Genomic DNA, 12,634 nt, shown 5'->3' on the forward strand with positions numbered 1-12,634 from the left:
CTAGTTTCCTCCTGTTGCCAATGCCATAATTTTTTCTTGTGTTGCTTCCTTCTTCATCAATTCCCCGGCAATTTTACCTTCGTGTACAACAAGAACTCTGTCACTCATTCCCACAATTTCAGGAAGTTCTGACGAAACCATAATGATGGCGATGCCTCGTTCTGTTAATTCATTCATCAATTCATATATTTCACGTTTCGCTCCGACATCGATTCCCCTTGTCGGCTCATCCATGATCAACACTTTAGGAGAAGTTCCAATCCATTTGGCAATGACCACTTTTTGTTGATTTCCTCCAGATAAGTTGCCAATAATCGCTTCTGTAGACGATGTTTTCACGTGAAGACGCTTGACCATCATCTCCGCAAATTTTTTCTCATCAGCTGTCTTTACAATTCCGTTAGGGGCAAAGCTCTTTAGGTTTGGAAGGCCGATATTTTCGCGGATAGAAAAGTCCAGGATCAACCCTTCTTCTTTACGATTTTCCGTGATGAAGGCTAAACCATGCCGTACTGCATCTGTAGGTTTACGTATGGCTACCTTTTTACCCTCTATCTTTAACTCTCCACTACCTATTTGATCAATTCCGAAAATGGCACGCATGATTTCCGTTCTTCCTGCTCCCATTAACCCGGCTACACCCACAATTTCACCTTGACGGACAGCAAAATGAATATCTTCAAAGAGTCCTTTTTTAGTGAGTGCATTCACTTCAAGTACCACTTCTCCAGGGGATGCCTCACGATGAGGGAAACGGTCCTCTAGCTCACGACCGACCATCTTCTGGACCACTTCATCAAAATTGGTATCTATGATTCTTTTGGTATCCACTGTTTTACCGTCACGCATGACTGTGATCCGGTCACAAATGGCAAAAATCTCTTCCATCCGATGAGAAATATAAACAAGTGATACTCCTTTTTTTATTAGGCCTTTCATCACTTCAAACAACTTCTCAATTTCCCGATCGGTCAAGGCGGCGGTTGGTTCATCCATGATGATGACCTCAGCATCCGTCATCAGCGCTTTAGCAATCTCTATCATCTGCTGTTCGCCAACTGAGCAAAGACCGGCTTCTTTATCAAAAGGAAGCGAAATATTAAGCGTCTTAAAAATCTCATTGGCTTTAGCCTTCATTTGTTTGTTTTTCAACACACCGAAAGCATTGACCATTTCCTTACCGATGAATAGGTTTTCTAATACCGTCATTTCTGGCCAGATATTCAACTCTTGTCGGATAAAGGCCAATCCTGCTTTTTCCGCTTCCTTCGAGTCCTTGAAGGAAACCTCTTTGCCATTGATCATGATTGTTCCCTGGTCATGTTTATGAAGTCCGGTCAAAATATTCATCAAGGTTGACTTTCCGGCTCCGTTTTCCCCCATAAGTGCGTGGACTTCTCCTGCCTCTAAAGAAAACTGTACGCCCTCTAATACCTTGTTCTGGCCAAATGCCTTATAGATATTACTCATTTCAATTTGCATACTTTTCACCTCATTTCGTTAAAAGAATACGCCAGACTGCAAAATGCAATTGGAATACGGCGTCGTTTCTCCTGTACGGATGACTGCCTTTGCTTTACGCGTCAATACTTTGAATTCCTCGTGGGAAATATAATCAATCGATTCTCCGAATTCTTGTTTCATGAAAAGATGCTGTTCTGGATTTTTTTCTATGATTTCATTAGCCGCAATTACCTTTTCAATAACCATATCGTCGTGAACGGCACGAACGACATCTTGAAAAGAAGGTGTTCCCGGTGTTAATGCTACATCTATTTTGAGCACTCCCTCAGGAACTGGCAGGCCTGCATCTCCAATGACGATATAATCTGTATGTCCAAGATCGACTAGTACCTTGGCGATTGAACTATTGATGATTCCATGACGCTTCATGAATTAAAGCTCCCTTCGACTTCTTCCCTTGTCGGCATACCGCCCTGTGCGCCAAACTTCGTTACTGAAATAGAGGCTGCTCGGTTAGCAAAGAGCAAACACTCTTCGAAACCTTTCCCTTCTGCAACAGCCACAGCAAAGGCGGCATTAAACGTATCCCCGGCCCCTGTTGTATCGACTGCCTCGACCACGAAACTTGGAACCACTCTCTCTTGTTCCCCATCGAAATAGCGTACTCCGTCTTTCCCTTCTGTGATAAACAATTTATTAGGATATTCGGCCAAAACTTCACTCCGATCCCTTCCCTTGAAAAGAATGTCGAATTCGTGCTCATTCGGGGTGATGAAGGATGAGCGCTGAATAACAAGCTCACTAATCTCACGTGCAGGTGCAGGGTTCAACAGTAATTTTTTCTGGAGCTTTTCACATAATTCAGCAAGAAACTCCACAGTTTCCTCCGGTATTTCTTGTTGAACCAGGACGATATCGCTCCCTTCTATAATTTTCATTGCCTTTTTGACATAATCGGGGGTGATGGAATCATTAGCACCTTTAACAACTATAATGCTATTATCTCCCTCTGAAAGCGTTATATGGGCAGTTCCGGAAGCTTCACCTGCAACCGGTTCCACAAAATTGGTAAAAACGCCGTTATTTTTTAAATTTTCGAGGATAATTTCTCCGTAAAAATCATCTCCTACACAACCGACCATCGTTACTTCAGCACCCAAACGGGCTGCTGCAACGGCTTGATTGGCTCCTTTTCCACCTGGAACTGTTACAAAAGAATCCCCAAGGACCGTTTCGCCTGCGATTGGACGCTTAGGCGATGTAACGACTAAGTCCATCGAGGAACTTCCGACTACTGCTATTTTTATCATGACTCCGCCTTCTTTCTCGTAGTTAGTCTTTCAACAAATGTAACTGGAAGCTTTCTATGTGTCTCTTCTATTACTTCCTGATTGATTCTTTTAATCAATAACTCTGCTGCCTGTTTTCCCATCTCATAAGCTGGCTGCCGAATAGTCGACAGAGGCGGGTGTAATAATGCTGTGAAGGCAATATCATCGTACCCAATCAATTGGATGTCATCAGGGATGCGTTTTTCTCTTTTTAAGATCTCCTGTAAAATCGCTGCTGCCACTATATCATTACAAGCAATGACTCCATCTACATGTGGATATTTTTCAAATAATTCTTGCGCACAGACCTGACCACCTTGAATGGTAAGCGGCGAGTCCACAACATGGAACTTCACCTTTGCAAGCCTTAACTCTTCCATTGCCGCTACATACCGGTCATACACAGGTTTTATTTCAACAGGACCCCTGATTAAAACGATGTCCTTACTTCCTCTATCTATCAATATTCGGGCCGCCAGTTGGCCACCCGCCCTTTGGTCGGAATAAACCGCGGGCAGTCCCTCTACCGTCCGGTCCAGCAAGACGACGGGGATTTCCAGGTTGCTAAAACTTTCATTTCCTATCTCACTTGTAGAAGCAATCATTCCCACTACATTGTTTTGCAAAAAAGTATCTATATATTCCATTTCCTTATTTCTCTTCTCATCACTATTGCCAAAGATTAACCGATATCCATATTGTTGGAGATAATCTTCTACCCCCCTTGCCATCTCAGGAAAGAAGGGGTTCGTAATGTCAGGTAAAATAAGGCCTATCAATTTAGATTTACGTTTATAGAGGGATCTAGCCACTTCATTCGGCTTGTAATTCAATTTTTCCACAGCTAACATGACGGCTTTTCTTGTATCTTCATGTGCGTACCCGCTGTCATTTATCACTCTAGAAACCGTCGCTACGGAAAATCCCGCTTCCTTTGCAACATCCCGAATAGTCGCCAATACATTCACCTCAATGTGTTATCTGTAACCGTTTCCACATTAGCTTATCATCATTTTATATGAACGGCAAGTCCTATTATCTTAGCAATTAGTAGGTACAAATAACTAAAAAGTGTAACACAATCCACCATTCTTTAAAATTTACACTGAGTAAAATGTGATTACCTTTCTAAATCCTGTCCTTGGATGCATATCGATGATCTTTTTCTTTCGCTGTTTTCATAACAAACTCGTCGGTTTCTCACTCGATTGGGTGGGATATATGAATCATTTATGAACTGTGCGGTACCGCTCCTAACATGGGAAATGATGAAAATCGTATGGCCATGCAGCCTCGTGGTATGAATCGAGATTTGGATTCACGTGGTGGAATTAACAGCAGCTATTCCAAGGAAACCATCATTCTATCATCTGCCCTCCTTTTATTACTATTCGGTGCGATAGCCTTTGCTCTCTCCTTTAGACGCAGAGGAAGAAAGGGTTAATCGTTTAAAAATTCATCACAATCAGGTATCCCGAGTTTGGGACGCCTTTTTCCATGTTGCTTTCATCAAACACACGACTATAAGGAGACATCCAATCTTTATAACTTCGCCTTATTTTTTTACAAACCGAAACGCTATATCCATTTTTATTACAAGGTAGTAAAATAATAGGAGGGTGAATTTTATTTTCATCTAAACATTTTCAGTTGTTTATTATTTTTCTATAAAGGGTAAAGATTTCCATTATCATCACTTTTCCGATCGTTCTATATGTATCTTGTCAAACGTGTCGGTGTCAGGGGGGAAAGAATGAAAAGAAATCATACGATGATGCAATTTTTCGAGTGGCATTTAGAAGCGGATGGAAAGCACTGGGAAAGATTGAAATACGCGGCCCTGAAATTGAAGGATACAGGAATTGACTGTATATGGCTTCCACCTGTTACAAAGGGCCAATCCCTAGAGGATAATGGGTATGGTATTTATGACGGGTACGATTTGGGTGAATTCGACCAAAAAGGAACCGTGCGTACAAAATACGGGACAAAGGAAGAATTGCATCAGGCGATTGCCGCCTGTCATAACTACGGGCTATGCGTATATATCGACCTGGTCATGAACCATAAAGCTGGGGCTGATGGCACTGAAAAGTTCGAAGTCATCGAAGTCAATCCAGAGAACAGGATGGAAGACATATCGGAACCATTTGAAATAGAGGGATGGACAACATTCGATTTTCCCGGACGTAATAATCAGTACTCCTCTTTTAAATGGGACCATACTCATTTTAATGGAACAGACTATGACGCCAAACATGACAAAATGGGCGTTTACCGGATAACAGGCGAAAATAAGCATTGGAGTAAGCATGTCATTAATGAATTTGGGAACTACGATTACCTGATGTTTGCCAACATTGACTACAGTCTTCCAGAAGTTCGGCAGGAGATGATCACCTGGGGAAAATGGATGGTCGACACATTGAAATGCGATGGTTTTCGTTTAGATGCTGTAAAGCACATTGATTATGAATTCATCAATGAATTTTTACAAGAACTCATCCCTTACACAAAGGAACATTTCTTTATGGTGGGTGAATTCTGGAAGGCAGACGTAAATGCCTGTCAAACTTTTTTAGACCAAACGAATCATGACCTCAATCTATTCGATGTTTCCTTGCATTATAAATTTCACGAAGCCTCAAAAGCAGGATCTGACTTCGATCTCTCAACCATCTTTGATCATACCCTCGTTCAAACTAATCCGGCACAGGCCGTCACTTTTGTCGATAATCATGACTCTCAGCCCCATGAATCACTTGAATCATGGGTTAAGGATTGGTTCAAACCCTCGGCATATGCCCTAATCCTGCTTAGACTTTGTGGTTACCCTTGTGTCTTTTATGGAGATTACTATGGAATTGGCGGTCCTTCCCCGGTTCCCGGTAAAAAAGACATTATCGACCGGCTCCTGCATGCAAGGTATGAAAAAGCCTATGGTGAGCAAAAGGATTATTTCGATGATCCCCATACAATCGGTTGGGTTCGCCTAGGCGTAGAAGAGCTAGAAGGCTCGGGATGTGCCGTCGTCGTCTCCAACAGCGATCAAAACAGTGAGAAAAGGATGTTTGTTGGCGAGCACCGCGCCGGTGAAATCTGGACCGACCTAACCTTCCATAGAGATGACCACATTACGATAGAGGAAGATGGGTATGCAACGTTTCCCGTTCATGGAAAAAGCGTATCCGTTTGGGCACTCAATCAATAAGGGATTTGCCTCCTACAGCAAAAACAGTAAGGTTCATCATCATCCTACTGTTTTTGCTGTTGTTTCTCATGGAAAAAGAAACCCCCATTACACCATTTCAAGCATGCCCGAAGATTTCTCCATCCACAGCAACCATGGTAAGATAAGGGAAAAGGAGTTGGATGAATCATGAAAGATAAAATCATTGAGAGGTTTACATCTTATGTGAAGGTGGATACACAATCAAACGAGGATGTTTCCAGTTGTCCTTCCACAGCTGGGCAACTGCATTTAGCCCAACAGTTGGTGGAGGAGTTACAAGCTATCGGAATGTCCGATGTCACCATTGATGAAAATGGTTATGTCATGGCAACTTTGCCTGCCAATTCAGAAAAGCAGGTTCCGACAATCGGCTTCCTGGCCCATGTGGATACGGCAACGGATTTCACAGGGAAAGATGTGAAACCTCAGATCATTGAAGCCTATGATGGTAGTGACCTCCTATTACATAGAACATTGAATGTCATTCTATCACCTGATGACTTTCCCTCCCTTCATGACTACAAAGGACACACATTAATCACGACGGATGGAACAACCCTTCTTGGGGCGGATAATAAAGCAGGCATCGCTGAGATCATGACGGCTATGGACTATTTACTTCAACATCCAGAAATCAAGCATGGAAAAATCCGCGTGGCCTTCACTCCCGATGAGGAAATTGGAAGAGGTCCCCATAAATTTGACGTGGAATCCTTCAATGCCCAATTTGCTTACACAGTGGACGGTGGCCCGCTTGGTGAACTCGAATATGAAAGCTTTAATGCTGCGTCTGCCAAGATTACCATAAAGGGCACGAACATCCACCCGGGCACAGCCAAGGGAAAAATGGTCAACTCCGCTAAAATAGCCATGGAGCTACATAGCAAACTGCCTGTTAACGAAGCACCGGAATACACAGAAGGATATGAAGGCTTTTATCATCTTAGCTCATTCCATGGAGATGTAGAAGAAACTAAACTATCCTATATCATCAGGGATTTCGATAAGCAAAAATTTAATGATCGTAAAAACTTCATCAAGCAAATCGTCGCCGAGTTAAGTGATAAGTATGGACATGAACAAGTCAAACTGGAATTGACTGACCAATACTACAATATGAAAGAAAAAATAGAACCGGTCAAAGAAATCGTCGATATCGCATACGAAGCCATGGAAAGGCTCGGGATTGAACCAAAAATCTCTCCAATCCGTGGAGGGACAGATGGGTCTCAGCTCTCTTATATGGGACTGCCTACCCCTAATATCTTTACAGGCGGCGAAAACTTCCATGGAAAATATGAATTCATCTCCGTCGATAATATGGTGAAAGCAACAAATGTCATTATTGGAATTGCTTCAATCTTTGAGGAAAAGGCGGTTTAATCGCTTTAACCACACGCGAAAAGCCCAGACTCTATACAGTCTGGGCTTTTGCATGTGGAGTATTCTTATAGTGCACGTGACCAATGTCGATGTTGGGCAATAGCCTCAATGAAACTAGCAGCGGATTTACCCTCTGCATCTGCAGTAATCGTGACAACTCCTGCAATAGGATCACCTACTGGTATTCCTGCCTGGATCAGAATATCGGCTGCTTCTGTCCCTGCCCCAATCGCTTTGAAATGGTTATAAGCTTCGTCAACAAAATAGATGGCATCTTTTACAGCTTTCAATTGCTCCATGCTTTTCTTGCCACCCGCCACATAAACGGCATCATATAAAACCGAGTCTGCAGTCAGGAAGCTTTGACTCACCTCTAGTTGTTGCCCTTCTTCACTCGTAATCATTCCGCGATTCGTACTGATGATTTCAGCCATGATTCCAGCTGTTTTAAATGCGTCCATGACTTGGTCCATTTCAGAGCCCTTAAATCCATCGGCAGCCAATACAGCCACTTTACGCGTTGCAGGCGTAATGATCTTATTTTGCTCCTGACTTAAAGCCGGTGAAGTCAATTCCACTTCTGATTCATTTTTATTGGTAGGAGGGTTTACACCGACTCCTTGCGCAATTTTTTCAGCCAATTTCAAGTCCACATTGCTGAACATCTCAACAATTTGTTGTTGGAGATCTTTACTTTTCACTTTACCCACTTCAAAATGGAAAGCTTCGATTATATGTTCTTTTTCCACGTCCGTCATGCTATTCCAGAATAGTTTTGCCTGGCTGTAGTGGTCTTTAAAGCTTTCACTGCGCTGACGAACTTTCCGGCCATCGACTTTTTCTTGATAATGAGCATATCCACCTTCAGCTTCTGAAGCCGGTTCAGGAGAGTTATTGGCAAGTCCATTTTTATGGTAGCTGACTTGTCCTTGGTTGATAGCCATGCGATGCATGCCATCACGTTGATTATTGTTAACCGGTGCTACTGAGCGGTTAATCGGAATCTCATGGAAATTCGGACCACCCAAACGTGAAAGCTGGGTATCTGTATACGAGAATAGTCGTCCTTGAAGTAACGGATCATTGGAGAAATCAATGCCCGGTACGACATGCCCAGGATGGAAAGCGATTTGCTCCGTCTCGGCGAAGAAGTTATCCGTATTCTGATTCAATACCATTTTCCCGATAATTTTCACTGGTATCTGTTCTTCTGGCCATAGTTTCGTAGGATCCAGGATATCGAAGTCGAAGTTGAACTCGTCTTCTTCCTTAATCATTTGCACGCCAAATTCAAACTCAGGATAATTCCCCATTTCAATAGCTTCCCACAGGTCTTGTCGATGGAAATCTGAATTTTTCCCGGCAATTTTCTGTGCCTCATCCCAGACAAGGGATTTCACACCAAGCACTGGCTTCCAATGGAACTTGACGAAATGAGAAACGCCTTCTTCATTCACAAAACGGAAGGTGTGAACACCGAAGCCTTCCATCATGCGAAAGCTTCTAGGAATGGCTCTATCCGACAAATGCCACATGACCATATGGGCTGTCTCTTCATTGTTCGCAACAAAATCCCAAAATGTATCATGGGCGCTTGCAGCTTGAGGTATTTCATTATGGGGTTCTGGTTTAACAGCATGGATCAAATCGGGGAATTTAATCGCATCCTGTATGAAAAATACCGGGATATTATTCCCTACCAAGTCATAGTTCCCCTCTTCGGTGTAGAACTTCGTTGAAAATCCACGGACATCCCGGACGGAATCGGCTGAACCACGGGACCCCGCTACAGTCGAGTAACGTACGAATACTGGTGTCTTAACAGAAGGGTCTTGTAGAAATTTTGCCTTTGTAAATTCCTTCATTGACTCATACACCTGGAAATAACCATGTGCGCCTGATCCACGTGCATGTACAATTCGCTCAGGAATACGCTCATGGTCAAAATGAGTCATTTTTTCACGGAAATGAAAGTCCTCCATCAACGTCGGACCACGGTCACCCGCCTTCAAAGAATGCTCATCTTCGGAAACCCGCAAACCTTGATTGGTTGTCATCTTTTTCCCGTTATCATCCACTCTATATTGTTCCAACTGTTGGTTCTTGCTTTGTTCATTATCTTTTTTCATCCTTGTCTTTCCCTCCAGTACCTTGTCGATAAAAGTCGATGTATAGTCCATTTCATGATGTATGTATGCTAAATAAGTATCTTATTCTTTAATACCACCCTAATTTCATCGATAAACAGGAATCACAAAAGTTATAGGACAAGAGTTCTTTAAAAGCTTAAGACAAATGACGACCTAGAGATGTATCCGCTACTCCTTCCATGTTTTTTATAAAAAAATGGCTACGGAGATGCTGTTCTCCATAGCCATTACTCATGATAACTTTTTGCTTCTTACACTTCGCCTTCCGCAAGCCAAGGGAAAAATCCATCTAGGAATTTCTCGGTCGCAGGCATGAAGTATGAGCCGTAATGATAGTCGGGGTCTAGTGTCATGATTACCCAAGTACCTTTTGTACTAACCTTGTCGATGTATAGGACAGCTCCGCCATCTTCTGTTGAAACCAGGATATCTGTCCCTGCCGGAGGCCAATACACCCCGTGTTGATGCCATGTCGCATCGGCAAGTGTAAGATAGCGACTGAATAAATCATGATCGGGACGTTGCAACACTAAACCACTTTTGGCATCCTTATCAAGCCACCACCAAAAGTTCGTTTCTCTGAATTCCCAATTATGGCCTGGTAGCCATTCATTTAACTGTGGTCCAAAGGAAACGATGATCCCTCCCTTATCAGCGAAATCCATAATTTTCTTCATGGATTTCATGAGTAGGCCCATATGCAGCTGGGAAGGAAGAAGGATTACATCAAATTCATCTATAGACGTTTTTTCTAAATCGGGAAGATAAATAAGTTTCTCAATGTATTTGCTGTATTTCGGTTCGGTATATGTCCGATTATGTTGCGAACTGCCTCCATCGATGACTGCAATTTTTCTCATCCCATTTCACCTCTCTCCTGAAGCGTTGAATACTCATCCCGTACCCATTGTATGAGTTGTGGACCAATGCGCTTTTTCGTTCCACTCGCATTCATCGCACCAAAAAGGTCACTACCTGCATGAACTAAAATAGTGCCCTTTGTACTATTCCTGTCAATATACGTGATAGGTTCTCCGCCAGGTAAGGTCAACAGAACTTCCGCTCCTTCGGGAATTGGATGGTGCCCCCTTGCGAAAAATCCCGAAACTCCTTTATTATAAGTCATATCATCTTCCTCTACCCCGTCAAAGATTGGATGGCGATGATCGATTGAAACCTCATAATCCTTGTAACTAAGAATGGTTTTAGGGATGAAGGAAGAACCTCCAGGTAACCAGTCCAAAAACAAATTCCCACTAAAAACGACAATCTTCTTATCATCCAAAAACTCACGAATGACTTCTTTATGTCTAAATAAGAATTTCTGATCGATTAACCCTTGAACGACCAAGCATTTATAAGGTTTTAAGTCTATATTGGGCAGTTCATATGTATCAACAAAGGTAAAGTCATCCTGATATTGCGGGTCATTCACCCTTGCCTTTCCAAAGTAACTTCCTGTGTCAAGCATCAGAAAGTCCGTTCTATTCTTATTCACTTTTTTTCCTCCTTCGTGTTGCTCTAACTCTAACAATGCTGTTGTGAGACTTTGTGTGAATAGATCGTTAAGGGGTACAAGATTGGGATGTTCCCCTGTACTTTACTGGAAAACCCTATCCGCCAAAGAAGGGACTAAAAGGACTTCCCTATAAGCATGATACGGACTATACAGTAATCGTACTTTAAATTTATCATCATTGATAATCATTATCAATGGAAGTATTTTTTCCTTTTATAAAAAACCTCCAATTATAAAGGTTTCATGTCGATTATTATATTCTAGAATCGATTTATTTATTTTTTGAATAATAAAATTTGTGACTTTAGCAAGAAAGGATCTTAATTCTATAAAGCCATTTCCTTTGGAACCAAAGAAAAAGGATTTCTCCCCATGGAAGAAACCCTTTTTCTTTATTCCCGCTTTGCACACTCTTACAAGCCCTTGCTACTGTCTTTGCGATTCCATTTGAGCAGTTTTGGATCTTTAATTTTCATTTCCTTTTTATTCTCCCAATCCTCTTCCGTTCCGTCAGCCTCATACTCCTTAATTTCTTCAATAATCCATTTCTTCTTATCGGCATTATAAATCATGGAAAAGTCACGCACCGCTTTATAAGAAAGGTCATCCATTTTCTTTTTGTTTTTGAGTTTCATTTTGCTGTGATAGGACACTACAGCTACCGCTTCCGCTCTCCACTGATTATCAAAGTAACTGATATCCAAATCATCCAGATTAATGACGGCCCCTAAATATTGTGAATGTACTTCATCGACATAATTTTTGACCTGTTCAAAGTTTTCCGCAACAATGGAGGTATCATCTTTAATGTCATCCGAAACATTGGTAAGCTTCTTGGTATCAAAACTGCTGGTTTCAAATACGGCCCAGTCATGATTGAAAACATCGACAGCGGACATGACCGATTTTTGTACATCTTTATCATTTCTAGCCAAGGAATCAGGATCCACTACAAGCGTGACTTCCTTAGATCCACCCCAGACATCTATCTTATCCTTTTTCATGAAAGTACCCAGTTTGTTCTTTACTGTAGTGACCGTGTTATACGTCCCAGGCAAAAATGGACCATACGTGCCCTTCTTACTCTCTTTTACGGATTCCTTCAAGTCATCTACAGAAAGGGATAGTTGATCTTCATCATTTTGTCCCGTCACTTTAATGAATCCGGTTTTGACTCTCATTTTGTATTCCTTGAAAATGCCCCATTTTTTCCCCGACTCCACCAAGCTGACTTGCTGGTTGGTTGCCGAAAAATCCTTATCTTCTACTTGTTCATCCAATCCGTCCTTGATGGCATCAAAACTCGAGTCATTTTTGTTTAAGTACGTAGCAAATGCCTTAATGGATGCATTATTTACCACCGTTCCCTTTTTATCAGGATCGAGTAACTCCTTAAGTTGGTCCGTATCTTTCTTTTCAACTGCTTCTGTAAAGGATGCCACTACTTTTTTGGGTTTATTGTTTTGTTGAACGAAAAGCATGGTGACCAAGATCACGGCAATTAAGGCAACAGCGGAGACCCCACTTATAATCCAAGCTTTTTTCGACATATCTC

The 12,634-nt window shown here is 42.0% G+C and carries 11 protein-coding genes; 3 read left to right on the forward strand and 8 right to left on the reverse strand.

What is annotated here, in order from left to right:
* From ACIQXH_RS14730 to ACIQXH_RS14745, 4 genes are read right to left on the reverse strand one after another with little or no spacing between them, the layout of a single operon-like run.
* Positions 1–1,482, reverse strand: coding sequence for a sugar ABC transporter ATP-binding protein (locus ACIQXH_RS14730; protein ID WP_402955036.1), 1,482 nt, complete (start codon positions 1,480–1,482; stop codon positions 1–3).
* Positions 1,483–1,500: 18 nt separating this feature from the next.
* The gene (rbsD, locus tag ACIQXH_RS14735; protein ID WP_402870030.1) at positions 1,501–1,893 is read right to left on the reverse strand and encodes a D-ribose pyranase; all 393 of its coding nucleotides are present in this window, start codon (positions 1,891–1,893) and stop codon (positions 1,501–1,503) included.
* The gene (rbsK, locus tag ACIQXH_RS14740) at positions 1,890–2,774 is read right to left on the reverse strand and encodes a ribokinase (RefSeq protein WP_402870027.1); all 885 of its coding nucleotides are present in this window, start codon (positions 2,772–2,774) and stop codon (positions 1,890–1,892) included. The genes rbsD and rbsK overlap by 4 nt, the downstream gene beginning before the upstream one ends.
* Positions 2,771–3,754: a LacI family DNA-binding transcriptional regulator gene (locus tag ACIQXH_RS14745; RefSeq protein ID WP_403124231.1), complete on the reverse strand. Its 984-nt coding sequence runs from the start codon at positions 3,752–3,754 to the stop codon at positions 2,771–2,773. Before ACIQXH_RS14745 ends, rbsK begins: the two co-directional genes overlap by 4 nt.
* 299 nt (positions 3,755–4,053) lie before the next feature.
* Here ACIQXH_RS14745 and ACIQXH_RS14750 point away from each other — a divergent pair, with 299 nt between their 5' ends.
* The 3 genes from ACIQXH_RS14750 (at position 4,054) to pepT (ending at position 7,410) form a co-directional block, all read left to right on the forward strand.
* The gene (locus ACIQXH_RS14750; protein WP_403079744.1) at positions 4,054–4,239 is read left to right on the forward strand and encodes a hypothetical protein; all 186 of its coding nucleotides are present in this window, start codon (positions 4,054–4,056) and stop codon (positions 4,237–4,239) included.
* 309 nt (positions 4,240–4,548) lie between these two features.
* Positions 4,549–6,006, forward strand: a complete 1,458-nt coding sequence (locus tag ACIQXH_RS14755; protein WP_402870020.1) for an alpha-amylase — start codon at positions 4,549–4,551, stop codon at positions 6,004–6,006.
* Between the two features lie 168 nt (positions 6,007–6,174).
* Positions 6,175–7,410, forward strand: coding sequence for a peptidase T (gene pepT / locus ACIQXH_RS14760; protein ID WP_403124234.1), 1,236 nt, complete (start codon positions 6,175–6,177; stop codon positions 7,408–7,410).
* 65 nt (positions 7,411–7,475) lie between these two features.
* On the opposite strand, the gene ACIQXH_RS14765 is transcribed toward pepT, so the two are convergent.
* The 4 genes from ACIQXH_RS14765 to ACIQXH_RS14780 all read right to left on the reverse strand — a co-directional run bounded on the left by ACIQXH_RS14765 (position 7,476) and on the right by ACIQXH_RS14780 (position 12,629).
* Complete coding sequence (locus ACIQXH_RS14765; RefSeq protein ID WP_403124236.1) at positions 7,476–9,539, reverse strand: catalase; 2,064 nt, start codon at positions 9,537–9,539, stop codon at positions 7,476–7,478.
* Positions 9,540–9,811: 272 nt separating this feature from the next.
* Positions 9,812–10,420 (reverse strand): hypothetical protein, encoded by a 609-nt coding sequence (locus ACIQXH_RS14770; protein WP_402955053.1) that lies wholly within the window; start codon positions 10,418–10,420, stop codon positions 9,812–9,814.
* Positions 10,417–11,058: a phosphate starvation-inducible protein PhoH gene (locus ACIQXH_RS14775; RefSeq protein ID WP_403124239.1), complete on the reverse strand. Its 642-nt coding sequence runs from the start codon at positions 11,056–11,058 to the stop codon at positions 10,417–10,419. Before ACIQXH_RS14775 ends, ACIQXH_RS14770 begins: the two co-directional genes overlap by 4 nt.
* A 434-nt stretch (positions 11,059–11,492) precedes the next feature.
* A complete protein-coding gene (locus tag ACIQXH_RS14780) occupies positions 11,493–12,629 on the reverse strand; it encodes a TcaA second domain-containing protein (RefSeq protein ID WP_403124241.1) in 1,137 nt (378 codons plus the stop codon).
* Positions 12,630–12,634 lie beyond the last annotated feature (5 nt).

This window comes from Peribacillus sp. NPDC097225 (assembly GCF_044761955.1).
Classification (GTDB): domain Bacteria; phylum Bacillota; class Bacilli; order Bacillales; family DSM-1321; genus Peribacillus.